Genomic DNA, 24,867 nt, shown 5'->3' with positions numbered 1-24,867 from the left:
GGTCTTGCGTTTCCGACTCTATCAGACCGTTTCCGTATCCGATTTCCTCGGCGCTTTCCAGGTTTCCGCTCTCGCGTTTCCCTTTCCGGCGGTCCAAACACTATCAGCGATTTTCCGTCTCCCTGACCACCATCCTGCAGACATGCGGAAGGAGACCCCGAGATAGGATCTGACAAGTTGGGTGCTGCCAGGCAACGACGCTTGGACGCGCCGCTCAGCCTCAAGCAGGAGTACGACTGTACAGGGGGCCTCGGAGCGGGCGCAAATCGTTTGCGCCGTGCTCTACGTCTGTCAACCCGAACCTCTCGTGCAGAACCGGCACTTCATATGACATACCCTGCTCAAACAGTGCGCCGTCCCGGACAGGCAGTGACGGCCCCTCATGAATCTCCACCTCTGGGAGGCTTCCCATGACCACCGTTACGTCCCCTCTTGCAGGACGCGCCATCGGACTCGCCGCGGTACCGGATCCCGTCTTCTCCGGGGCGATGGTCGGCCCCGGCACGGCCATCGATCCCGTGCGTGAGCCCTCGGAGGCTGTCGCTCCCGTGGACGGGGTGATTGTCTCCCTCCACCCCCACGCCTTCGTCGTCGTCGACGAACAGGGTCACGGCGTGCTCACGCACCTGGGCATCGACACCGTGCAGCTCAACGGCGAGGGCTTCGAGCTGCTCGTGAACAAGGGAGACACCGTCACGCGCGGTCAGGCCGTGTTGCGCTGGAACCCGGCCGCCGTGGAGCAGGCCGGCAAGTCGCCGATCTGCCCGGTCGTGGCGCTCGAGGCCACGGCCGACTCCCTCTCCGAGGTCCGCGAGGACGGCGACGTGAAGTCCGGCGACACTCTCTTCGCCTGGCAGTGACCTCCGTGCCGTCCGCGACGGCACATCGCACAACCACCGCGGCGGCGGGACCCGCCGCACTATCGGAGACGGGTGAGATGGAGACAACGCTGCGAGGCGTCGGCGTGAGCCACGGTGTGGCGATCGGCGAGGTTCGGCACATGGGAACGGCGGTCCTCGAACCGCCTGCCAAGCAGATCCCGGCGGAGGACGCGGAGCGCGAACAGGGGCGTGCCCGCAAGGCCGTCGAGGCGGTTGCGGCCGACCTCACTGCGCGCGGCAATCTGGCGGGCGGCGAGGCCCAGCACGTGCTCGAGGCGCAGGCCATGATGGCCCAGGACCCCGAATTGATGGCGGACGTCGACCGGCGGATCGCCGTCGGCAGCACGGCCGAGCGCGCGGTCTACGACGCGTTCGCCTCGTACCGGGCTCTGTTGGCGGGTGCCGGTGAGTACCTCGCCGGTCGTGTGGCCGACCTCGACGACGTGCGGAACCGTATTGTCGCCCGGCTGCTCGGCGTGCCCATGCCGGGTGTCCCGGACAGTGACGAGCCCTACGTACTCATCGCCCGTGACCTCGCCCCCGCGGACACGGCGCTGCTCGACCCCACTCTCGTGCTCGGCTTCGTCACCGAGGAAGGCGGGCCGACCAGCCACAGCGCGATCCTGGCGCGGGCGCTCGGTGTACCCGCCGTGGTCGCGCTGCCCGGCGCCGGCGAACTCGCCGAGGGCACCGTGATCGCCGTGGACGGCAGCACCGGTGAGATCTTCGTGGAGCCGAGTGCCGAGAAGAAGGCACAGCTGCGGGCCGCGGCCGCGGAGCGCAAGGCGGCACTGTCCGTGTCGACCGGTCCGGGTGCCACCTCCGACGGGCACAAGGTGCCACTGCTGGCCAACGTCGGTGGACCGTCCGACGTGCCGGCCGCCGTGGAAGCCGGGGCCGAAGGCGTCGGCCTGTTCCGTACCGAGTTCCTCTTCCTGGACGACAGCAAGCAGGCGCCCTCGGAGGAGAAGCAGGTCGAGGCGTACCGGCAGGTGCTCGAGGCGTTCCCCGAGGGACGTGTCGTGGTGCGGGTGCTGGACGCGGGCGCGGACAAGCCGCTCGAGTTCCTGACTCCTGCCGACGAGCCGAACCCGGCGCTGGGTGTGCGGGGTCTGCGCACGTTGCTCGACCACCCCGACGTGCTGCGCACGCAGCTGACGGCGCTGGCGAAGGCTTCGGAAGGACTGCCGGTCCACCTCGAAGTGATGGCTCCGATGGTCGCGGACCGCATCGACGCCAAGGCGTTCGCCGACGCGTGCCGTGCCGCCGGACTGCGGGCGAAGTTCGGTGCCATGGTGGAGATCCCGTCGGCCGCCCTGCGGGCGCGGTCGATCCTCCAGGAGGTCGAGTTCCTGTCCCTGGGCACGAACGACCTCGCGCAGTACACCTTCGCCGCGGACCGGCAGGTGGGCGCGGTGTCCCGGCTGCAGGACCCGTGGCAGCCTGCGTTGCTCGACCTGGTCGCGCTGTCCGCCGAGGCGGCGAAGGCCGAGGGCAAGAGCTGTGGCGTCTGCGGTGAGGCCGCGTCGGACCCGCTGCTCGCGTGTGTGCTGACCGGTCTGGGGATCACCTCCCTGTCGATGGGTGCCGCGTCGATTCCCTACGTCCGGGCGGCGCTCGCCAAGTACACGCTCGCGCAGTGCGAACGTGCGGCCGCGGCCGCACGTGCCGCGGATACGGCCGAAGAGGCGCGCACGGCGGCTCAGGCGGTGCTCTCGGGCGAGTGACGTGGCTCCTCGCCGAGCGAGGGCCGTCTGCTGAGGGGCGCTCCACCTGCGGGTGGGGCGCCCCTTCGCCTTCCTTCAGTGGGTGTGGTCCGTCGTCCCCGCTTCGGGTCCGAGGTCGGGTGGTACGCAGTAGTCGACGCCCGATTCCGGGGAGACGAGGTCTCCGGACGCGACGTCGGTGCAGTAGGCGTCGAAGACCTCGCCGGCGGTGAGGGGTTCCAGTCCGTCTGCGCGCAGGCGCCATCCGTAGACGCGGTCGGCCGTGCCGGGGGCGGTGGTGCGCATGACGAGACCGCCGGCGCTTCGGGTGGCGATGCCCAGGGCGAGGACCGTGGTGAATTCCAGGGCTTCGGCTTCGTCGAGGAGAGCGGTGCCCCCGGCGTCGTCGTGGGCCCGGAGCGCGGCGACGAGTGGTTCGGGGGGTGTCGAGACACTGCAGACGAGGTGGCGCTCGCCGGGACCCGCGGTGTCGAGGACCCGGGCGAGGAGGCGGGAGGCCCGGGCGAAGGACGCGCGTCCGATGTCCTCGCCGCAGGACGCGCAGTTGCCGACGCGGGCCAGGAGTGTCGTCGCGTACTCCCAGGTCGCTTTGCGGACGGCTTCGTCGATCAGGTCCGGAACGAGGTCGGCGAGGGGCTGGCCCTGGTACGGAACGGTGGAGCCGGTGGCGGCCAGTTCGGCGGTGAAGCGGGTGCGGCTGGCGGCGGCGTCGGGTTCCAGTCCGTTGTGGACGCAGAACTCCGCGTACTCCTCGGGGTCGAAGAGTGCCACCGTGGTGTGGCTGCCCTGGGCGGAGAGGGTCCGCAGCAGGGATTCCACCTGCTGGAGGTAGGCCGTGTGGTCGTCGAAGGTGAAGGTGCGGTAGCGCCGCATCGCCGTGAAGTCGTGGGCGTCGGTCAGCAGACCGATCGTGCCGGCGATCTCACGGCGCAGGACGCGTCGCATGGTCTGGTGTTCCGTGTGCGCCATTGTTTCCCCCTGTGCACAGTCGATCAATGCTCACTCACAGTAACCGGGAGCACTGACAACGGCCCGCGGGCAAGGTGCTCGCGGGCCGCTCTGCGAGGGAACAAGCACGTCACGGGGGCGGAGGCGCCCGGGACGGTCCAGGCGCCGACGCGACTCGACCGTCGCGGTGACGGCGGGTGGATCGGTGCCGGGCCGGGCGGACGGTGCGGGTCCGCGGCCGCCCGAGCGGGTTGGCCGCGGAAGCCGGTCAGCCGCGCTCGCGGGCCAGGTCCTCGTAGAACCTCAGCAGTTCGACGTTGTCCACGGAGCCGACGTTGACCGCCTTGTCCAGAGGAGCGCCCTGCAAGAGGCGCTTGACCGGGACCTCGATGCGTTTGCCCGTGAGCGTGTGAGGGACGCCGGGGACCTCGATGACCTCGTCGGGGACATGGCGCGGCGAGAGCTGTTCGCGGATGGTCTGCTTGATGCGCTTCAGCAGGGCTTCGTCGAGTGCGGCTCCGGGGGCGAGGTGGACGAAGAGGGGCATCCAGTAGCCGCCGTCGGGCTGTTCGATGCCGATGACGAGCGACTCCTTGATCTCGGGGAGGCGTTCGACGGCTTCGTAGATGTCGGCCGAACCCATGCGCACGCCCTGGCGGTTGAGCGTGGAGTCGGATCGGCCGTGGATGACCACGGAGTCCCGCGAGGTGAGGGTGATCCAGTCGCCGTGACGCCACACTCCGGGGTAGGTGTCGAAGTAGCTGTCGTGGTACCGGCTGCCGTCGGGGTCGTTCCAGAAGCGGATGGGCATGGACGGCATCGGGTTGGTGACCACGAGTTCACCGACTTCGTCGATGAGGGGTTTGCCGCTGGGGTCCCAGGACTGGAGGTCGGTGCCGAGTCCCGCCGCCTGGAGCTCGCCGATGTACACCGGGAGGGTGGGCACGGCTCCCGCGAAGCAGGAGCACACGTCGGTCCCCCCGCTGACCGAGGCGATCCACAGGTCCTCGCCCACCTCGTCGTGCAGCCAGCGGAATCCGTCGGGCGGCAGCGGCGAGCCGGTGGTCGCGACGCACCGCACGCGCGTGAGGTCGAAGTCGCGGGCGGGGTGCACCTCCGCCTTGCGGCACGCCATGACGTACGCGGCGGACGTACCGAAGAGGGTCGCTCCCGTACGTTCCGCGATACGCCATTGGGCACCGGTGTCCGGGTAGCCGGGACTGCCGTCGTACAGGACGATCGTGGTGCCCGTGAGCAGGCCCGAGACGAGGAAGTTCCACATCATCCAGCCGGTGGACGTGTACCAGAAGAAGCGGTCCTCGGTGCTCAGGTCGCAGTGCAGCCCGAGCTGCTTGAGGTGCTCGACGAGGATGCCGCCCTGGGACTGGACGATCGCCTTGGGCAGTCCGGTGGTTCCCGACGAATAGAGCACCCACAAGGGGTGGTCGAAGGGCACCGGTTCGAAGACCGGCTCCACATCGGCGGAGGTCAGCGTGGACCAGTCCAGGGCGCCTTCGGGGGCCTCGGTGCCGAGCAGCGGGATGTGGACGACGGCGCGCAGGGTGGGCAGTTCGCCGCACAGTTCGGCGACCACGTCGCGGCGGTCGTGCTCCTTGCCGCCGTAGCGGTAGCCGTCGACCGTGAAGAGCACGACGGGTTCGACCTGCTGGAAGCGGTCGAGGACGCTGCGGGCTCCGAAGTCGGGGGCGCAGGAGGTCCACACGGCCCCCACGGCGGCCGTGGCGAGCAGGGCGACCACGGCCTGCGGAACGTTCGGGAGATAGCCGCTGACGCGGTCGCCCGGGTGTACGCCGAGGGCGCGCAGCTCGGCGGCCAGGGAGGCGACCTGGCGGCGCAGCTCGGACCAGCTAACGGGGGTCGGCTCGTGGGTCTCGTCGACGTGGAGGAGCGCCGGTTCGTCGGGGCGGGTCGCGGCCGCGCGCAGGGCGTGCTCGGCGTAGTTGAGGGTCGCTCCGGGGAACCATTCCGCGCCAGGCATCGACCGGTCGCCGAGCACCCGCGTGCAGGGGGTCGAGAAGTCTACGTCGAACCACTCGGTGACGGCTTTCCAGAAGGTGTCCAGTTCGTCCACCGACCAGCGGTGCAGTGCCGCGTAGCCGCCGTGGGACGGGGCTCCGTGGTGCTCGGCCGCCCATGCCTGGAATTTGGTGATCTGTGCCTGGGCGATGCGCTCTGGAGCGGGCTGCCAGAGCGGTGAGGGGTTCGCGGTGGACATGGGGCGGCTCCCGGACTGTGCGCGTCGTGTGCGTCGGTCGCGCACGAGCTGGGGTGTGCGCGTCGCGCGGCTGACACGGACGATGCCATGTGATCGACTTCAGCACCAGGGCGCGCCACACATAGTCGGCGACGTGAAGATGTGCCCTCACCACGGGTGAACGGAAGTTGAACGACTCACCCGTTCGATGGAGGCAATGGCAGGGTGAGCAGCATGGATGGTCGTGACCTGGTGCGTTCGGTGAAGGCGGTCGGTTCGACGGGGGCGGCCCAAGGGTTGCGGACCGTGCGTGCCGCATGGCGCAGGCGGCGTGCGGATGCCGCCGGGCTGCCGCGACGGGGGGCCGAGCGTGCACGGGTGCCGGGCCCGGTGCAGGCCGTGGAACCGGGGCCCGGCGGTGGTGTCGTCCGGTTCAGCCGATCCGAACTGCGGATCATGGTCGCGGTGAGCGGCGCGGTGTTCTGGGGCTGGGACGGTGTCGGTCCGGAGCCCTCGTACGGGCTCGCCGGCCGTTGTCCGGAGCCGGACCCGCGGGCCGTCCTGGAGCCCGACAAGGACGGCGGGTGGCGGGTGGTGGCCGAACGGGTGACGGTCGTCGTCTCGCGGCACGGCGCCGTCGAGGTGCGCACCCCTGGCGGGGTGATCCTGCGCCGCGATCTGCCGCCCCGCTGGTGGGAGCCGGTCGGCGGGGGCGCGGCACGGTGGATGCAGCGTTCGGAAGTGGCCGCCGACGCTCGGTTCTTCGGTCTGGGCGGGCGGGCGGCGGGTCCCAGGCTGCGCGACGGTACGTACCGGTTGTGGAACACCGATCCGGGGCATGCCTTCACGCCCGGCGACGACCCGCTGTACATCACCATGCCCGTGCAGATGGTGGTCGCCGACGCTGCCACCCATCTCGTGTTCCACGACTCCTCGTGGGACGGCACGGTGGTTCTGCGCGAGGGCGAGGAGGGTGCGGGCTCCGGACACGACCGGGCCGGGACGTGCGAGCTGCGGATGGACGGCGGGCCCCTGCGCTGCTGGGTGATAGTGGGCACTCCCGCGCGCGTGCTGCACGCCTGGGTGTCGCTGGCCGGGGCCCCCGCGCTGCCGCCCGCCTGGGCGCTGGGGCACCATCACGCGCGCTGGGGCTTCGGCAGCGAGCAGGAGGTGCGGCGGATCGTCGCGGGCTACCAGGAGCGTGATCTTCCGCTCGACGCGGTTCATCTGGACATCGACCACTACGACGCGCACCAGGTGTTCACGGTCGACCGGGAGCGCTTCGCGAAACTGCCGGCGCTCGCCGGGGATCTGCGTCGTGACGGTATCCGGCTGGTGTCGATCGTCGACGCGGCCGTCAAGGCCGAGCCGGGCAACGCGGTGTACGACAGCGGCGTCGCCGAGAACGCCTTCGTGAGGGATGCCACCGGACGGCCCGTGCGCAGCGTGGTGTGGCCCGGGGACTCGGTCCATCCGGACTTCACGGACACCCGCGTGCGGCAGTGGTGGGGCGGTCTCTACGAGGAGCGGCTCGCACAGGGCTTCGCGGGGTTCTGGCACGACATGAACGAACCGACGTCGTTCACGGCCTTCGGGGAGTCGACGCTGCCGCGGTCGGCGCGGCACTCCCTGGAGGGCCGCGGGGGTGACCATCGTGAGGCGCACAACGTGTACGCCCTGGGGATGGCACGTGCGGCGTACGAGGGTCTGCGCCAACTGGTCCCCCAGGAGCGACCGTTCCTCTTCTCACGCTCGGGGTGGGCCGGAATGCAGCGCTACGGGGGGGCCTGGTCCGGGGACGTGGCCACCGGCTGGCCCGGGTTGCGGGCGTCGCTGTCGTTGGTGCTGGGGCTCGGCCTGTCCGGGGTGCCGTACTCGGGTCCTGACGTGGGCGGCTTCGACGGGAGTCCGTCGCCGGAGCTGTATCTGCGGTGGTTCCAGCTCGGCGCGTATCTCCCGCTGTTCCGTACGCACGCGAGTCTGCGGGCGGGGCGCCGGGAGCCCTGGGAGTTCGGTGCCGACGTTCTTGAGCACGCGCGCGTGGCGCTCGTCGAGCGGCGGCGGCTGTTGCCGTACTTCCTGACGCTCGCGCATCTGGCGGCCCGTACCGGAGCGCCGTACGTGCGTCCGGTGTGGTGGGGGGCGCCCGAGGACCGGGCGCTGCGCGACTGCGAGGACACCTTCCTGCTCGGCGACTGTCTCCTCGTGGCGCCGGTGCTGGACCACGGGGCAGACCGGCGTGCCGTCCAGCTGCCGCGGGGGCGCTGGTACGACACCGTCACCGAAGAGGTCCACGAGGGGCCGGCCCAGGTGCTGCTCGACGCCCCCTTGTCGCGGATTCCGGTCCTGGCACGCGCGGGTGCCGTTCTGCCCGTCCGGGGCGACGACGGAACTCTGGAGCTGGAGGTGTGGGCTCCCGCGCGCGGGCGGGCCGGTGGTGGCCTCGTGGTGCCCGACGGGGGCGACGGCTGGGACGAGCCCGAGGTGGAACGCTATGTGACGCGCTGGGAGGGAGAGCACGTGGTCGTCCGGCGGGAGGGGGACAACGGCGCGAGCGAGCCGGGGCGTCCCGTTCGGATACGGGGTCTCGGGACGCTCTGAAGGGCCCCGTGGGGCCCCGCGAGTCCCTTCAGTACCGTCCCTCGAACCATGCCCCGGCCGCCAGGGTGTGCAGCGGGAAGGCGAGTTCGGCCGGTCGGCGCAGCAGGTGCCAGCCCTCGGTCTCGTCCGTGGCCGCGGAGGCCGGCAGGTCGGTCGCCGGGCGCTCCGGGAGGAGGCCGAAGAGCAGCAGGTGGCCGGCGGGAGAGCTCATCGCGTCCGCGAGGCGTACCTCGCGGCTGGCGGCGTCGATGCCCGTCTCCTCCCTGAGCTCCCGGACGACGGCGTGCCGCCAGTCCTCCCGGTCGTCGATGAAGCCTCCGGGCAATGCGATGCCCCCGCGCGCGGGGGCGATGGTCCGGGTGATGACGACCAGGGCGGTGCCCTGCGCGTCGTAGACGGGCTGCAGGGCCACCGCGACCGGCAAGGGGTTGCGGTAGGCGACGGTGCCACAGGCCGCGCAGGTGCGGGGCCAGTCGGAGATGCCCTCTCCGTAGGGTGCTCCGCAACTCGAACAGTGCGAGTTCGGGGCGAAGTCGGCGGGCGGGTGCGGGGTTTCGGACACGCCGGGACTGTAGCCGATCACCCGGCCCCGGCTTCGGGCGCCTCCGTCCTCGGTCCGTATGTGATGAGCCGGGGGCCTTCGAGGCCGGTGTCGAGCGACCGGTTCGCTCGACCGTTTCGCCGCGGGACGGGCGTCACTGCCGGAAGGACGGCCGGAACCACCCCCGTGGGCCCCGGCCGCCCTTCCTGTACTCCGACGCCCCGGAGGTCCGCGTGGTTCTCTTCCGGAGCTGCCCATTTTCCGTTGCCCGTGACACACTTCTGACGTTCCGTCAGATCCACGCCATGGAGGGGTCTTGTCGCGTACGCACACACCTGTGGTCGCCGGGTGGTTCGCCGGAGACGGGGACGGGTTCCATCTGATCGGTACGCGCTGCTCGGCGTGCGCCTCGGTCTTCTTCCCCCGCGAGGACGGCTTCTGCCGCAATCCCGGCTGCCCGGGCGGAGACCTCGACGAGGTCCCGCTCTCCCGGCGCGGTCGCATCTGGTCCTACACGGACAGCAGGTACCGGCCACCGTCACCGTATGTGACCGATCCGGAACTCTCCTGGGAGCCCTACGCGTTGATCGCTGTGGAGCTGGAATCCGAGCGGATCGTCGTACTCGGTCAGACGGTTCCCGGTGTCTCCACCGTCGATCTGGCGGTGGGCATGGAGGTGGAGGTCGTCCCCGGTGTGCTGAACGAGGACGAGGAGACGACGTGGACGACATGGCATTGGCGGCCGACGGGGGTGACGGCATGAGGAGCATGCGGGGCACGGGGGTGACGACATGAGCGGCGAGGTGGCGGTGCTCGGCGCGGGCATGCACCCCTGGGGCAAGTGGGGACACGGTTTCGTCGAGTACGGGGTCGCGGCGGCCCGCGCGGCGCTGGCCGACGCGGGGGTCGACTGGCGTGACGTGGACTCGGTCGTGGGCGCGGACACCGTGCGCGGCGGCTACCCCGGACACGTGGCGGGCGCGACCTTCGCGAAGGCGCTCGGCTGGCAGGGAGCACGGGTGACGAGCGTGTACGCGGCGTGCGCCTCCGGGGCGCAGGCCGTCGGCACCGCGCGGGCGCAGATCCTGTCGGGTCTCGCGGACCTGGTGCTCGTGGTGGGCGCGGACGCGGCGCCCAAGGGGTTCTTCCGTCCGGCGGGCGGGGACCGGCCGGACGATCCCGACTGGTTGCGGTTCCGTGTCCTCGGGGCGACGAATCCGACGTACTTCGGGCTGTACGCGCGCAGGCGGATGGCCGTGCACGGAGACACCCTGGAGGACTTCGCGCAGGTCAAGGTGAAGAACGCCGCCTTCGGGGCGCTGAACCCGAACGCGCGGTACCGCAAGAGGGTCACCGCCGAGGAGGTGGCCGGCTCCGCGGTCGTCGCCGATCCGCTGCGGCTGCTCGACATCTGCGCGACCTCCGACGGAGGAGCCGCCCTGGTGCTGTCGAGCATGGAGTTCGCACGACGGCACGGGACAGCCGACCCCGTGCGGATCCGCGCGGTGTCGACGGTGACGCCGCGCTATCCCAACACCGTGCTGGATCTGCCGGACATCGCCACGGACTCCGCGGCCGCGGTGGACCCCGCGGCGGACACCTTTCGCGCCTCGATCGCGCGGGCGGCCTACGAGGAGGCGGGCATCGGCCCGGAGGATCTGTCGCTGGCCGAGGTGTACGACCTGTCCACGGCGCTGGAGTTGCAGTGGTACGAGGATCTCGGGCTATGCACGGAGGGCGAGGCGGCGAAGTTGTTGCGGGAAGGGGCCACTGGGCCCGGTGGCCGGATACCGGTCAACGCCAGCGGCGGCCTGGCCTCCTTCGGTGAAGCCGTACCGGCGCAGGCCATAGCCCAGGTGTGCGAGCTGACCTGGCAGCTGCGGGGCCACGCGGGCGACCGGCAGGTCAGGGGAGCACGCGTGGGGATCACCGCGAACCAAGGGCTGTTCGGACACGGGTCGTCGGTGGTCGCCGTCCGCTGAGCCGGCAGATCTGCGCACTCTCTGTGACGAGTCGGGAATCCCGCGTGAACAGCTCGTGAATCGCGCCCGGGTGTGCGCGGACGGCGCCAGTATGCTTCCGTGCCCTCCTGGACGGATACTGTCCGCTTCGCCTTCCAGCCGGTCGTCAACCTGACGACCGGAGGGGTCGCGGCGCTGGAGATACTCGCCCGCCCGGAGGCCGGGGACATCCTCGCGCAGGCCCGTCGCGATCCCGAACTCGACGGCCGGCTGGCCGCGTTGGCGATCCAGTCGGCGGCCCGCAAGGGGACCACCCTGCCCCTGCACGTCAACGTGTTCGCCGGGACCCTGGCCGATCTCGGCGGACTCGCGGCGCTGCGCGGTGCGGTCCGCGCGGCCGGGCGGCTGCCGTGGGAGGTCACGGTCGACATCGGGCCTCCGTACACGCATGTGCCGCAGCACGCCCTGCTGGAGGCGGTCGCCACGATGCGCGGCGACGGCTTCCGGATCTGCGCGGACGGCGTGGGCGACGGCGACGTACCGCTGCGCCTGCTCACGGATCTCGCACCCGAGCTGGTGAAGCTCGACGTGTCCCTGCTGGCGCGCCCCGCGGCCGTGCGGGCGATGCGCACGCTGTGCGAGCAGTTGGGCGCGCTGTTGTCCGTGGAGGGCGTCGAGACGGAGCTGCAGTGCGCGGCCGCGGTGTCGGCGGGCGCTCAACTGGCGCAGGGCGACCTGTTCGCGCCGCCCGCCCGGCTGCCCGCGGCGGACGTATACGTTCCGGCCCTCTCCCCCGGCGTCGCCCAGACGCCCCCGTCCGGGCCTTCAGTGCTGCAGTTCGTGCGGCCCGCCGCACTGCTGCCCGCGACAGCGTCCGCTGGACGGGTACGCGCGCTGCTCACCGGGTCGCCCGACGTGTCCGGGGTGCTGCTCGTGGACTCCGCGGGGATCCCGGTCCGCTCGGTCCACCGGTCACGATTCCTGCTCTCCATGTCGGGTCCCTACGGGCACGCGCTGTACGCCGACCGCCCGGCCGCCAAGCTCGGGGATCCGCCGCGCACGGTCGGCGTGGACGCCACCGCGTGGGAGGTCCTCGACGTGGTGGCGGACGGGGAACGGGACCGTACGTCCGACGACGTGGCGGTCGTCGACCGCTACGGGCGGTGCGTGGGGGTCGTACGCCTGGCCGATCTCGTACGAGCGCTCTCCGAGAGCCGGGTCGAGGAGGCGGCGGGGCTCAACCCGCTGACGCGCCTGCCCGGTTCGGACGTGATCACCACGGAGGTGGACCGGCGGATCGCGCACGGCCGGGTGTTCGCGCTCAGCTGGCTCGATGTCGACCATTTCAAGCAGGTCAACGACGGCGCGGGGTTCGCGGCGGGCGACGAACTGATCCGCGCGGTCGGGCGGGCTCTGCAGCTCGCGGCGTCCGAGGCGACCCGGGTGGGGCACATCGGCGGGGACGACTTTCTGGTCCTGGCGGACCCGGACACGCTCGACCCACTGGCCAGTTCCGTGCTCGACGCGCCCTGGTCGGCGGGCGGCCGGCCCGTCACGCTGTCACTGGCCACGATCCTCTGCGCGCCGGGAAGCGTGAGCGACCACCGGCAGGCGGCTGCCTGTCTGGCACCGCTCAAGCAGGCGGCGAAGTCACTGAGCGGGGCGAGCTGGGTGCTGGGGTGTGCGGGTCTGCCGGGCCATGAGGTCCGCCGCGGTTCGGGCGCGGCGCAGGCGCAGGCGGGCTGAGCGGCATGGGCCCGCGCCTACCGATTCGCACGGGTGGGTGCGACGGCCGGGTACCGGGTGAATCGCGGGGACAAGGGACCCGCATGAAGCGTGGGTACACCGGAACGGCGTGGTCGGGCGGGGACACCGAAGCCGCGTGGCGCGGGGAGACACGGGAGCCCTGCGACGGGCGGTGCTCCGGGGGCGGTCGCCCCCTGACGAGGGGGCCGGGAGCCCCGTGTCGCGTGTAGATCTTGGCTCGTTCAAGGCCCTCAACCGTTCCCGTCGCCGACCTTGACGCCCCCTGGGCACCGGTGAACACTTCCGGGTGTCAGTCGGCATCGCCGCATTCGGGCGTCTCCAGGCACCGCGCCGCCCGGGTTCCCGACCTGTACCGAAGGCCGTCCCCCACGGGCGATTCCGCTGCGACGGCACGCTCGTCACGGACGCCGGGCGGGGCGTGGGACCTCCCTGCCCTCGGCTGAAGTGGCCATGGGAAACGCACCCTGCACGGTGGCCCGGGGCGGTCCGCTCCGGGCGAGGCCTAGGAGCCGCCATGAGCAACGGCGACATATTCGTCGGCGAGTTGATCGGCACTGCGATTCTGATCCTGTTCGGCGCGGGCGTCTGCGCCGCCGTCACACTCGACAAGTCCAAGGCGCAGGGCGCCGGCTGGGTCGTCATCGCCTTCGGATGGGGATTCGGCGTGCTCGCCGGCGCGTACACCGCCGCACCGCTGTCCGGGGGACAGCTCAACCCGGCCGTGACCATCGGTTTCGCCATCGAGGGCACGACCAAGTGGGAGGACGTGCCCTTCTACGTCCTGGGGCAGTTCGCCGGCGCCGCCATCGGCGCCACGCTCTGCTGGCTGCTCTACCTCGGGCAGTTCAACCTCAACGCGGACGAGGACAACGCCATCGAGACGCTGGGCATCTTCTCGACCCGGCCCGAGATCGACAACCCGGTGCAGAACCTCATCACCGAGACCATCGCCACCGCCGGCCTGATGCTGCCCATTCTGGCCATGGTCGGCGGGCACAGGCACGTGGCGGGGATCGGCGACGCGGGACTACCGGTGCAGCTCATCGCGTTCCTGGTCGTCGGTATCGGCCTCTCGCTGGGCGGCCCCACCGGGTACGCCATCAACCCGGCACGCGACCTGGGACCACGCCTCGTCCACGCACTGCTGCCGATTCCCAACAAGGGCACCTCGCAATGGAGCTACTCCTGGATCCCGGTGGTAGGCCCGATCGCGGGTGCCGCCATCGGGGCCGCGATCTACAACGCAGCCTTCTGACGAAGGGGACGTCATGACGGACAACGCCGAGAAGTACGTCGCCGCAATCGACCAGGGCACCACATCGAGCCGCTGCATCATCTTCGACCGGGGTGGCGCGATCGTCGCCGTCGACCAGCGCGAGCACCGCCAGATCTTCCCCAAGCCGGGGTGGGTGGAACACGACGCCACCGAGATCTGGTCCAAGGTGCAGGCGGTGGTGGCGGGCGCGATCGCCAAGGCCGGTCTGCGCGCCGACCAGTTGAGCGCGCTCGGCATCACCAACCAGCGCGAGACGACGGTCCTGTGGGACCGCGCCACCGGCAAGCCCGTCCACAACGCGATCGTCTGGCAGGACACCCGGACCTCCGCGCTCTGCCACGAACTGGGCGGGACGGACGGCCAGGACCGTTTCCGCGACCAGACCGGCCTGCCGCTGGCCAGCTACTTCTCCGGGCCCAAGGCGGCCTGGCTGCTGGACAACGTGCCGGGCCTGCGCGCGCGTGCCGAACGCGGCGAGATCGCCTTCGGCACCATCGACTCCTGGCTGATCTGGAACCTGACGGGCGGCACGAACGGCGGACGGCACGTCACCGACGTCACCAACGCCGGGCGCACCATGCTGATGAACCTGGAGACCCTCCAGTGGGACCCGTCCATCCTCTCCGCGATGAACGTCCCCGAAGCGGTACTGCCCGAGATCAGGTCCTCCGCCGAGGTGTACGGCACCGCCGTGGGCCAGCTCGCGGGCGTCCCCGTCGCGTCGGCGCTCGGTGACCAGCAGGCGGCGATCTTCGGGCAGGCCTGCTACGACGTGGGGACGGCCAAGAACACGTACGGCACGGGCAGTTTCCTGCTGCTCAACACCGGCAACCGGCCCGTCCCCTCGAAGAACGGGCTGCTCACCACCATGGGCTACAAGATCGGCGGTGAGGCGCCCGTCTACTGCCTCGAGGGGTCGATCGCGATCACCGGCGCCCTGGTGCAGTGGTTCCGCGACCAGCTCGGCATCATCCGCAGCGCCGACGAGATCGAGCCGTTGGCCGCGAGCGTCGAGGACAACGGCGGCGCCTACATCGTGCCCGCGTTCTCCGGTCTGTTCGCCCCGTACTGGCGCTCCGACGCCCGCGGTGTGGTCACCGGCCTGACCCGGTACGTCACCAAGGCGCACCTCGCCCGCGCGGTCCTGGAGGCGACGAGCTGGCAGACCCGGGAGGTGGTGGACGCCATGTTCCAGGACTCCGGGGTGCAGATCACCACCCTGAAGGTGGACGGCGGCATGACCAAGAACAATCTGCTGATGCAGCACCAGGCGGATGTCCTCGGCGTGCCCGTGATCCGCCCGAAGGTCTCCGAGACGACCTGCCTGGGAGCGGCCTACGCGGCCGGGCTCGCCACCGGAGTGTGGAACGACCTCGACGAACTGAAGTCGCACTGGCAGAAGGACGTCGAGTGGACACCGGCCATGGAGTCCTCCGTACGCGACCGCGAGTACCACAACTGGCGCAAGGCGGTGGAGAAGAGCTTCGGCTGGCACACGGACGACGTCGGCTGAGAACGAGGTCCACGCGCGCGTGGCCCGCGTGAGGCGTACGCGCGCGTGCGGGACCACGGCCCGTACCCCGGTCGGCGGGGGTACGGGCCGTGTCCACCGCGCCGCCCAGGGGTCCGGGTCAGGTCGTGACCGGTTCGCGTCGGGCGGCCGTGGTCGCCAGCGCGTGCTGGACGACCTCGATGAGCACCTCCTTGGCCGACTCCCGGTCCCGTGCGTCGCACAGGACGAGCGGCACGTCGTCGTCGAGGTCCAGGGCCTGCCGCACCTCCTCGACCGGGTGGCGGGCCACTCCTTCGAAGCAGTTGACCCCCATCACGAACGGAATGGAACGCCGCTCGAAGTAGTCGACGGCGGCGAAGCAGTCCTCCAGTCGCCGGGTGTCGGCGAGCACGATCGCACCGAGCGAACCGGTGGCCAGTTCGTCCCACAGGAACCAGAAGCGGTCCTGTCCGGGCGTCCCGAAGAGGTACAGCACCAGGTCCTCACGGAGGGTGATGCGGCCGAAGTCCATGGCGACGGTGGTGGTGTTCTTGCCCTCCACGCCGCTGGTGTCGTCCACGGGCCGGCCCGCCTCGGTGAGCACCTCCTCGGTGCGCAGCGGCTTGATCTCGCTGACCGCGCCGACCAGGGTCGTCTTGCCCACGCCGAAACCGCCGGCCACCAGGATCTTGAGCGTGACGGGCTCGACCGGAGGCTTGCCGCGCTCAGTACGCCCGAAGATCATCGATCTCTACTCCTGCTTGCTGGGGGGTCGTGCGGCGGTGGGCCGTAGCCTCCGCCGCCGGGGGTCTCGATGACGAGTACGTCGCCGGGGCCGACATCCGTCGTAGCACTTCCGCCAAGTTCGGTGACCGTGCCGTCGGCGTGTTCCACCCGGCCCGCGCCGAGTGCCCCCGGCCCGCCGCCCGCCATGCCGTAGGGCGGCATCCGGCGGTGCTGGGAGAGCGTGGAGACGGTCATCGGCTCGAGGAAACGGATCCGGCGCACGGCGCCGTCCCCGCCGTTCCAGCGTCCCCGGCCTCCGCTGCCGTGCCGGACCGCGAACTCGTCGAGCCGGACCGGCAGTCGCCATTCCAGCACCTCGGGGTCGGTGAGCCGCGAGTTGGTCATGTGGGTCTGCACGACGGACGCGCCGGGGAAGCCGTCACCGGCGCCCGATCCGGAGGCCACGGTCTCGTAGTACTGGCAGCGTTCATTGCCGAACGTGACGTTGTTCATCGTGCCGGAGCCCTCGGCCTGCACACGCAGGGCTCCGTACAGCGCTCCGGTGATCGCCTGGGACGTCTCCACGTTGCCGGCGACCACGGCGGCCGGGGGCTCGGGGGCGAGCATCGAGCCGGGCGGCACCACGATGTTCAAAGGACGCAGGCAGCCTTCGTTGAGCGGGATGTCGTCGTCGACCAGGGTGCGGAAGACGTACAGGACCGCGGCGTCGACCACGGAGAAGGGCGCGTTGAAGTTGGTGGTGAGCTGCGCGGACGTACCCGTGAAGTCGATGGTCGCGCAGCGCTCGCGGCGGTCCACCCGCACGCTGACCCGGATGACGGCCCCCGAGTCGGTCTCGTAGGCGAACTCGCCGTCGTCCAGTGCGTCGATGACGCGTCGCACGGCTTCCTCGGCATTGTCCTGCACATGGCGCATATACGCCTGTACGACGTCGATCCCGAACTCCCCGATCATGCGGGCGACTTCGTCCACGCCCTTCTGGTTGGCGGCGATCTGGGCGCGCAGGTCGGCGAGGTTGGTCCGCGGATCGCGCGAGGGGTAGGGCGCCCCGGTGAGCAGGGCCAGTGTCTCCGGCTCGCGGAACCGGCCGTTCTCGACGAGCAGCCAGTTGTCGAAGAGGACGCCTTCCTCGTCGATGGTGCGGCTGTCCGCGGGCATGGAGCCCGGCGCGATGCCGCCGATCTCGGCGTGGTGGCCGCGTGAGGCGACGTAGAAGAGGATCCGGTCACCCTCCGTGTCGAACACCGGGGTGATCACGGTGACGTCCGGCAGGTGGGTGCCACCGTGGTACGGGTCGTTGACCGCATACGTGTCGCCGGGCCGCATGCTGCCACCGCGCCGCCGGACGACCTCCTGCACGCTGGTGCCCATGGAGCCCAAGTGCACCGGGATGTTGGGTGCGTTGGCCACCAGGCTGCCGTCGGGGTCGAAGAGGGCGCAGGAGAAGTCCAGGCGCTCCTTGATGTTGACCGACTGGGCGGTGGACTCCAGACGGGCGCCCATCTGCTCGGCGATGGACATGAAGAGGTTGTTGAAGACCTCCAGGAGGACCGGGTCCGCTTCCGTGCCCGGATCGGAACTCTGCGTAACCGCCACGCGTTCCATGAGCAGATGCCCGTCGTCGGTCGCCGCGGCCCGCCAGCCGTCGTCGACGACGGTCGTCGCGCTGGACTCCGTGATGATCGCGGGTCCGGTGACGGTCTGCCCCGGGGGCAGCCGGTCGCGGCGGTGCAGGGGCACGTCGCGCCGGACACCACCGGTGTGGAGGCTGACCGTCTCCGGCACGGCGGGGGCGGCGGTAGGGGTGCCGAGGGCGGAGAGATCGGGGGGTTCGGTGAGACCGGTGGCTTCCACGGACAGGGCTTCCACGACGACCGGCCGTTCGAGGGTGAAGGAGTAGGTGGCGCGATGGAGTTCTTCGAAGGCCCGGGTCATGGTGTCGGGCCGCGTCAGCTCGACGGTGAGCGCCGTGTCCGTGCCGTCGTAGCGGAGCTGGGCGCGGCGGGTGACGCGGATGCGGTGCCCTGGCACGTCCTCGGCGAGGAGTTCGGCACGCGCCGCGCCCTCCAGGTCGTCGGCGGTCTCGAGCACGCCGGGCATCGAGGAGAGTTCGAGGGGTGCCTCCACGGACTGCTCGCGCATGGCCGTGGTGTCGGCGAGCCCGATGCCGAGGGCGGAGAGGACACCGGCCATGGGCGGGACGAGGACCGTGCGGATGCCGAGCGAGTCGGCCACCATGCACGCGTGCTGACCGCCCGCGCCGCCGAAGGTGGTGAGTGCGTACCGGGTGACGTCGTGGCCCTTCTGGACCGAGATCCGCTTGACGGCGTTGGCGATGTTGGCCACGGCGATCTGCAGGTATCCCTCGGCCACCTGCTCCGGGGTGCGGTCGTCGCCGGTCTTCTCGCGGATCTCGCGCGCGAGAGCGCCGAACCGGCCGGCGACGAGGGTGTCGTCGAGGGCCTGGTCGCCGTCGGGGCCGAACACCTGGGGGAAGTACGCGGGCTGGATGCGGCCGAGCACGACGTTGGCGTCGGTGACCGTGAGCGGGCCGCCACCGCGGTAGGAGGCGGGGCCGGGAGTGGCGCCGGCCGAGTCGGGTCCCACGCGGTAGCGGGAGCCGTCGAAGTGAAGCACCGAGCCGCCCCCGGCGGCGACGGTGTGGATGTCCAGCATGGGCGCGCGCAGCCGGACCCCGGCGATCCGCGTGGTGAAGACGCGTTCGTACTCGCCCGCGAAGTGCGAGACGTCCGTGGATGTGCCGCCCATGTCGAAGCCGATGACGCGGTCGAAGCCGGCGAGCCGCGACATCCGGGCCATGCCGACGATGCCGCCCGCGGGCCCGGACAGGACGGCGTCCTTGCCGCGGAACCGGCCGGCTTCGGTGAGTCCTCCGTTGGACTGCATGAACATCAGCCGCACACCGCGGAGTTCGTCGGCGACGTGCTCGACGTAGCGGCGCAGCACCGGAGACAGGTACGCGTCCACGACCGCCGTGTCGCCCCGTGGGACCAGCCTCATCAACGGGCTGACCTCGCTGGACAGCGAGATCTGCGGGAATCCGACCGTGGTCGCGAGTTCACCGACGGCCTGTTCGTGGGTGGGGTGGAGGTGACTGTGCATGCAGACGACGGCGACGGCGCGGATGCCGGAGTCGTACGCCTCCTGGAGGGGGACGGCGAGGGCCTCGAGGTCGGGGGCACGCAGGACGGTGCCGTCGGCGGCGATCCGCTCGTCGACCTCGATCACGCGCTCGTACAGCAGCTCGGGCAGTTCGATGGCGCGGGCGAAGATGCGCGGGCGGTTCTGGTAGGCGATGCGCAGGGCGTCCCGGAAACCGCGGGTGATGACGAGAAGGGTGCGTTCTCCCTTGCGTTCCAGGAGGGCGTTGGTGGCGACGGTGGTGCCCATACGGACGGCGTCGACGGGCGTGTCCCGGGGATCCCGGCCGTCGTCGCCGAGGAGTTGGCGTACGCCAGCCACCGCCGCGTCGGTGTACCGGGCGGGATTGTCGGACAGCAGTTTGTGCGTGAGCAGACGGCCGTCCGGGCGTCGCGCGACGATGTCGGTGAAAGTGCCGCCCCGATCGACCCAGAACTGCCAGCCAGTCACTTATGTTCCCCGCTTCCGCCCAGCTCAGAGCGCTCGGAGGCCGTTGATCACGTCGCGCAGAATACTCTCGTCCGGCAGCTCGGCAGGGGGTACGGGACGTGTCACATGGACCATTTCCTCGTGCACGAGGTCACCGATCAGGACCCGTACCACTCCGATGGGCAGGTCGAGCTCGGCGGCGAGTTCGGCGACCGACTGGGGCGTGTCGCGGCAGAGTTCCACGATGTCCACGTGTTCCGGGGACAGGCTGTGGTCCGCTTCGGGGTCGTCCGCGTGGGGTTCGGCGACGACCACGGCGATCAGGTCGAGGCGATGCTGAGCCGGGCTGGTGGTGCGGCCGCGCGTCATGGCATAGGGCCGGACCACCGGTCCGGCGTCGTCGTCGAACCAGTGGCTTGTTCCCTGACCGTCTCCGCTCATGCCATCCCACTACCCGCCGGAGGGCAGATCGGTGCGCGGAGCGGCGGCCAGATGTGCGCCGACCCGCTTCACCAGGAGTGTCATCTCGTAGGCGACCTGCCCGACGTCGGAGTCGGCGTCCGAGAACACGGCGAGGCAGCTGCCGTCGCCGGCGGCCGTGACGAAGAGGAAGGCGTTCTCGAGTTCGACGACGGTCTGCCGGACGCCACCGGCCTCGAAGTGTCGTCCGACCCCCTTGGCCAGGCTGTGGAAGCCGGAGGCGACGGCGGCCAGGTGCTCGCTGTCCTCCCGGGTCAGGTCCTTGGACGCCCCGGTGGGCAGGCCGTCGCCGGAGAGCACGATCGCCTTGCGGATACTGGCGACGCGGTCGACCAGATCGTCGAGGAGCCAGTTCAGCTCTCCCGACGCCGTGCCGGTCTCGGTGGGTCCTGTTGTCTTCGGCGCGGTCATCGGCCGTCCCCCTCTGTGGTTCCTGGTGCTGTGCCGTCCTGGGCCTGGTCGCCCGCGGCGTTCTCCTCGCGGCCGCGCCGCCAGCCGCGCTGGAGCGAGGCCATCCGGTTGCGAACCTCTTCGGCGTCACGTTCGGCGGGATCCGGCCCGCGGACGGCGCCGGCCCCCTCGCGCTCCCCGCGCCGCTCGGGGCCGTCCTTCAACTGCGGGGCCAGATGCGCCTGCCGGACGCGGCGGGGCAGGGGGCCCGTAGCCGGTTCCGCCCCTTCGGCCGTGGTGTCGGGGCTCGGGCCGGTCCCCGCCGTGCCCGTCGGGGAAGCGCGACGGGTGCGTCTGGGAAGCGCGGATGACGCCTGGCCGGGGCCAGGCGTCTCGGACCGGGGGCCCGGAACGCCGGAGCGGGGCGCCGCGCCCTGGGCGCGTTCGCCGTTGCGACGCGCGGGGGTGTCGGTGCGATCGGCGCGCCGGACGGCCGACGGTTTCGCGCTCTCGCGGTCGGCCGCGCCGGCGACACCGAGCAGTTCCACCGGCTCCAGGCCCTTGGCCGGTTCCGGAGCCTCGGCGGTCCGCTCGTCCGTCTCGCCGCGCCGGGGCCGTGTCCGGGTCACGGGACGGCCGTGCGAGCTGACGAGTTTGGGGGACCTGCGCCGCGGCAGCGGCACCGGGGCGCCCGGACGGTCGTCTCCGGCGCGGGCCGTCTCGTCCTGCTCCTCACGGACCGGCTGGTGGTGCTCGACCGGTCCGCCGGCGATGGAGCGGCGCGGACCGAACAGACCGTCCTGTGAGGTGTCCTCGTCGAGGGCGTCCGGGAACCCGCTGAGGGCGTCCAGCTCCACCGGGGCCTCCAGTTCGACCGGGCCGTCCAGGATCGAGGCGGGCAGACCGGGGAGACGCACCGGGACCTCGGACAGTGCCGCCTTGCGGTCCGCCTCGACCTTGCCCTCTTTCGAGGGCAGCATGCGGTCGAGGCGGAAGCCGATGCCGTTGGTGTCCGGGACGTCGTCCGTGAGCAGCGCGTCGGGGAGGAAGACGATGGCGGTCGTGCCGCCGTACGGGGAGGGCTGGAGGGAGACGCGCACGTTCTGCCGCTGGGCGAGCCTGCTGACGACGAAAAGACCGAGCCGGTCGGTGTCGGAGAGCTCGAACTCGGGGGTTTCGGCGAGCCGCAGGTTGGCGTCGAGGAGTGCTTCGGCCGCCATGCCGAGGCCGCGGTCGTGGATCTCCAGGGTGAAGCCGTTGGCGACGCGTTCGCCGATGACCTGCACGGCGGTGTGCGGGGGCGAGAACACCGTGGCGTTCTCCAGGAGTTCGGCCACGAGGTGGGTGATGTCGGCCACCGCCGGCCCGGTGACGGCGACGCGGGGCAGCCGGCGCACCTCGATGCGCTCGTAGTCCTCCACCTCGGCGACGGCGGCCCGGACGATGTCCATGAGCTGAACGGGCTTGCGCCACTGCCGGGAGGGGGCGGCGCCGGAGAGGATGACGAGCCCCTCGGCGTGCCGGCGCATACGCGTGGTCAGGTGGTCCAGGCGGAACAGGTCGGCGAGTTCGTCGGTGTCCTCGGTCTTTCGTTCCATGGTGTCGAGGAGGGTGAGCTGCTTGTGGAGCAGGACCTGGCTGCGGCGGGCGAGGTTGACGAAGACCTCGGAGATTCCGTCGCGGAGTTCGGACTGCTTGACCGCGGCCTCGACAGCGGCGCGCTGGAGGGTGTTGAGGGCCTGGCCGACCTCGCCGATCTCGTTCCTGTCGTACTCCAGGCGCGGGGCTTCGGTCTCGACGTCGACCTGTTCACCCGCCGAGAGCCGGCGCATCACACTGGGCAGCCGGACGCCGGACGCCTCGTGGGCCTCCAGACGCAGTCGGCCCAGGTCGCGAATGAGGCTCCGGCCGATGCGGACGGACATGATGAGCGAGACCAGCAGGGCGACGAGCCCGAGGACGCCCGCGATGGCCGCCTTGACGACGACGCCCGTGGCCACGGGCCGGATCCGGTCGTGGTAGCGGTCGGTCGCCCTGTTGTCGAGGTCGCCGAGTTCGTCGAGCACATGGCCGGCGGCCCGGTCCCAGCTCTTCGCGGTGACGCCGTGGGGCGAACCGGCCGGGGAGGTGACGACGGCCTGCTCGGCCACACGCAGGGGTGCCGTGTCGGCGTTCTTCCAGTAGCTCTCGTAGCGCTCGCTCTCCGAGTCGGGCAGCAGCGGCAGGCTGACGTCGTAGAGCAGCGTGCGCTGGGCCACGAGATCGGAGATGTCACGGATGTCGTCTCCGGTGACGCGGCCCGCGACCAGCGCGGAACCGAGGAGGGCGTCCTCCCGGGAGAGCAGCTCGCGGGCGATGTCGATGTTGACGAGGGCGCGGCCCTGCTTGTCCATCTCCACGTTGTCGACGAGGTGGAGGTTGGAGACCAGGGTGTAGCAGGGGTCGACGAGACGGTTGTAGAGGTCGAGGGCCTGGGCCCGGTCGACGGTGCCCTCCTCGACGCTGCGGCGCAACGAGTCGATGCCGTCGAGGGCGTCCAGCATGATGGTGAGGCGCTCCGCGGTGCCCGCGCCCATCTCCTCGGGCATGCCGTCGCTCTTGGCGTTCCCGCGGACCTTCGCCACGGCCCGGTCGGTGGCGGTCCGGCTGTGCCGCAGCGCCTCGAGCGCGTCGGACGCGCGGGGATCGGCGAGATACACGAGGGTCTGGCGGCGCTCCTGCTGGAGGACGCCGACGGCGTCCTCGGTGGGGTAGCCGATCTTCTCGACGACGTCGGACACGTGGAACAACTGGTTCGCCTCGCGCCCGGTGATGACCGTCGCGAAGGCCCAGATACCCGTCAGGGAGAGGAGCGGCACGAGGAGCAGCGCCACGATCTTCCGGCGGATGGACTTCCCGCGAAAGCGCATGGCCTCCCCCAGCTCGGCCCCCTCCGGCCCGGGGGCACACCTGTGCGTCAACAAACGGCGTGAGCCTACTACTGACTCACAGGTAACTCGAAGGGCTGTCCGGGCGGCCGCCCGGCGTGAAGGTCGCTGAACCTACGCGCTCGCGGGAACCGGGGATGGGCAGTTGTCCGTCCATTGGGGGAGATTGCCTCCCTGATTCCGGCACGCGTGAGCGAATCGCATCGGACCGGCGGACTTGGTCAGTTGGCCGGATTTTTTCGCTGGTTGGGAATCTTCGGGGCACTCCGTTCGTCTTTCTGTATGGGAGATGGGGGCGGAATCGGCCACAGGGGTCGCATGACGCGTCCAGGCGGCGTAAAGCAGCGCAAGCCGGGCAGCCACTGGGGAGCAGGTGCCGTACGGCACCCGTGCGAAAGGTCTGCTGGGCGGTGGGGAGTGACGAGTTGATGGGCACGGCGGAGCGGCACGGGGCGTCCGGGAGCGGTGTTGCGGCACCGGTGGCGGAGCGCGGAACCGCACAGGCACCGGATCGCGACAGCCCGGTGGACGGGCGCGATCGAGTGGACGGGCGGCACGCTGCGGCGGGCGGACCCGGCGAAGGGGGCGGACAGAAAGCTGTCACGACCGAGCGCGAGCCGGCGAGCGGGCGGGGCGCCGCGAATCAGGATCAGGACCCCAAGATCGGGCGGCAGGCCGCCGCGCGGGACGGAGGTGCCCGCACCAGCGTGGGCGGTGAATACGCACGACGGAGCGGCTCTGCCGCGGCGCCCCGTGAGCACGACCACGCGGGCAGGCCGGGCGGTGCGTCCGACGGGCACCGGCATGTGGAGGGGACGGGAGCGGCCGCCGGTGCGCAGGGGGCGGCGAGTCGGCGCGGTGCGGTCGGCCGGGGCGTCGCCGCGCACGAAGAGCAGTCGTACTACCGGCCGTTGTGGATCGAGGAGCCGGCGCGGCGTCGGCGCTTGCCCGACCCGGTGCGGACGGCGGCCGTGCGGGCGGTCATCATCATCTCCGTGACGCTGATCCAGGCGGTGACCGCCTTCCTGGCCACGATGGCGGATTCCTGGCTGGCCTTCCCCATGGTCCTGAGCAGCGTGGCCAGCACGGTCGTGGCGACCTGGGCCGTCCTCGACGTCTGGGTCACACGTCAGGTGTGGAACCAGCGGAACGGGGTGGTGTCGGAGCCGAGCAGCACCGCCCGGGCCCTGCGGCGCGAGCGCCGTCGGGCGCGACGCCAGGCGCGCGCGACGCAGCGGGCGCAGGAGCGGATACAGCGGCGGGGCGGCGCCGGGCGGTTGTCGCACCCGTGAGGCCGAAGGCCTGAGGTCGGCGTCGTCGACG

The 24,867-nt window shown here is 71.2% G+C and carries 16 protein-coding genes and 1 pseudogene; 9 read left to right on the top strand and 8 right to left on the bottom strand.

The annotated features are described in order from the left end of the window. Positions 1-410: 410 nt before the first annotated feature. Complete coding sequence (locus ACFVTC_RS36700) at positions 411-860, top strand: PTS glucose transporter subunit IIA (RefSeq protein WP_153291774.1); 450 nt, start codon at positions 411-413, stop codon at positions 858-860. Between the two features lie 77 nt (positions 861-937). Beyond that, positions 938-2,608, top strand: coding sequence for a phosphoenolpyruvate--protein phosphotransferase (gene ptsP, locus ACFVTC_RS36695; protein WP_390133168.1), 1,671 nt, complete (start codon positions 938-940; stop codon positions 2,606-2,608). Between the two features lie 75 nt (positions 2,609-2,683). On the opposite strand, the gene ACFVTC_RS36690 is transcribed toward ptsP, so the two are convergent. Together ACFVTC_RS36690 and ACFVTC_RS36685 are read right to left on the bottom strand one after the other, a co-directional pair. Then, complete coding sequence (locus ACFVTC_RS36690; protein WP_390133166.1) at positions 2,684-3,577, bottom strand: hypothetical protein; 894 nt, start codon at positions 3,575-3,577, stop codon at positions 2,684-2,686. 247 nt (positions 3,578-3,824) lie between these two features. Then, positions 3,825-5,792 carry an acetoacetate--CoA ligase gene (locus ACFVTC_RS36685; RefSeq protein WP_390133164.1) on the bottom strand — a complete coding sequence of 656 codons (1,968 nt, stop codon included), beginning with the start codon at positions 5,790-5,792 and terminating at the stop codon, positions 3,825-3,827. Positions 5,793-6,005: 213 nt separating this feature from the next. On the opposite strand from ACFVTC_RS36685, the gene ACFVTC_RS36680 reads away from it, so the two are divergent. Then, positions 6,006-8,372 (top strand): TIM-barrel domain-containing protein, encoded by a 2,367-nt coding sequence (locus ACFVTC_RS36680; protein WP_390133162.1) that lies wholly within the window; start codon positions 6,006-6,008, stop codon positions 8,370-8,372. 28 nt (positions 8,373-8,400) lie between these two features. Here ACFVTC_RS36680 and ACFVTC_RS36675 read toward each other — a convergent pair whose 3' ends face one another. Then, positions 8,401-8,934: an NUDIX domain-containing protein gene (locus ACFVTC_RS36675; protein WP_390133160.1), complete on the bottom strand. Its 534-nt coding sequence runs from the start codon at positions 8,932-8,934 to the stop codon at positions 8,401-8,403. Positions 8,935-9,250: 316 nt separating this feature from the next. Here ACFVTC_RS36675 and ACFVTC_RS36670 point away from each other — a divergent pair, with 316 nt between their 5' ends. The 5 genes from ACFVTC_RS36670 to glpK all read left to right on the top strand — a co-directional run bounded on the left by ACFVTC_RS36670 (position 9,251) and on the right by glpK (position 15,430). Further along, the gene (locus ACFVTC_RS36670; protein ID WP_390133179.1) at positions 9,251-9,676 is read left to right on the top strand and encodes a Zn-ribbon domain-containing OB-fold protein; all 426 of its coding nucleotides are present in this window, start codon (positions 9,251-9,253) and stop codon (positions 9,674-9,676) included. 28 nt (positions 9,677-9,704) lie between these two features. Further along, positions 9,705-10,895, top strand: a complete 1,191-nt coding sequence (locus tag ACFVTC_RS36665) for a lipid-transfer protein (protein WP_390133158.1) — start codon at positions 9,705-9,707, stop codon at positions 10,893-10,895. Between the two features lie 99 nt (positions 10,896-10,994). After that, the gene (locus tag ACFVTC_RS36660; protein ID WP_390133156.1) at positions 10,995-12,620 is read left to right on the top strand and encodes an EAL domain-containing protein; all 1,626 of its coding nucleotides are present in this window, start codon (positions 10,995-10,997) and stop codon (positions 12,618-12,620) included. 535 nt (positions 12,621-13,155) lie between these two features. After that, positions 13,156-13,896, top strand: coding sequence for an MIP/aquaporin family protein (locus ACFVTC_RS36655; protein ID WP_390133154.1), 741 nt, complete (start codon positions 13,156-13,158; stop codon positions 13,894-13,896). A 13-nt stretch (positions 13,897-13,909) separates the two neighbouring features. Then, entirely contained in the window at positions 13,910-15,430 is a 1,521-nt protein-coding gene (gene glpK / locus ACFVTC_RS36650; RefSeq protein WP_390133152.1) for a glycerol kinase GlpK, read from the top strand. 118 nt (positions 15,431-15,548) lie between these two features. Here the strand turns inward: glpK and ACFVTC_RS36645 are convergent, their stop codons facing one another. The 5 genes and pseudogenes from ACFVTC_RS36645 to ACFVTC_RS36625 all read right to left on the bottom strand — a co-directional run bounded on the left by ACFVTC_RS36645 (position 15,549) and on the right by ACFVTC_RS36625 (position 23,526). Beyond that, positions 15,549-16,154 (bottom strand): ATP/GTP-binding protein, encoded by a 606-nt coding sequence (locus tag ACFVTC_RS36645; RefSeq protein ID WP_390133150.1) that lies wholly within the window; start codon positions 16,152-16,154, stop codon positions 15,549-15,551. Continuing rightward, positions 16,135-19,768: pseudogene (locus tag ACFVTC_RS36640) on the bottom strand (hydantoinase B/oxoprolinase family protein). The gene ACFVTC_RS36645 and the pseudogene ACFVTC_RS36640 overlap by 20 nt, the downstream one beginning before the upstream one ends. A gap of 24 nt (positions 19,769-19,792) precedes the next feature. Continuing rightward, positions 19,793-20,188 (bottom strand): DUF742 domain-containing protein, encoded by a 396-nt coding sequence (locus ACFVTC_RS36635; protein WP_168527102.1) that lies wholly within the window; start codon positions 20,186-20,188, stop codon positions 19,793-19,795. A 9-nt stretch (positions 20,189-20,197) separates the two neighbouring features. Continuing rightward, positions 20,198-20,638, bottom strand: coding sequence for a roadblock/LC7 domain-containing protein (locus ACFVTC_RS36630; RefSeq protein ID WP_153291761.1), 441 nt, complete (start codon positions 20,636-20,638; stop codon positions 20,198-20,200). Continuing rightward, on the bottom strand, positions 20,635-23,526 hold the full coding sequence (locus ACFVTC_RS36625; protein WP_390133147.1) for a nitrate- and nitrite sensing domain-containing protein: 2,892 nt from the start codon (positions 23,524-23,526) through the stop codon (positions 20,635-20,637). Before ACFVTC_RS36625 ends, ACFVTC_RS36630 begins: the two co-directional genes overlap by 4 nt. 725 nt (positions 23,527-24,251) lie before the next feature. Between ACFVTC_RS36625 and ACFVTC_RS36620 the strand changes: the two genes are divergently transcribed. Further along, the gene (locus ACFVTC_RS36620) at positions 24,252-24,836 is read left to right on the top strand and encodes a hypothetical protein (protein ID WP_390133145.1); all 585 of its coding nucleotides are present in this window, start codon (positions 24,252-24,254) and stop codon (positions 24,834-24,836) included. Positions 24,837-24,867: the final 31 nt, after the last annotated feature.

This window comes from Streptomyces sp. NPDC057950, assembly GCF_042887295.1.
GTDB lineage: Bacteria > Actinomycetota > Actinomycetes > Streptomycetales > Streptomycetaceae > Streptomyces > Streptomyces kaempferi.
This window is presented reverse-complemented; position numbering and strand designations above follow the sequence as displayed.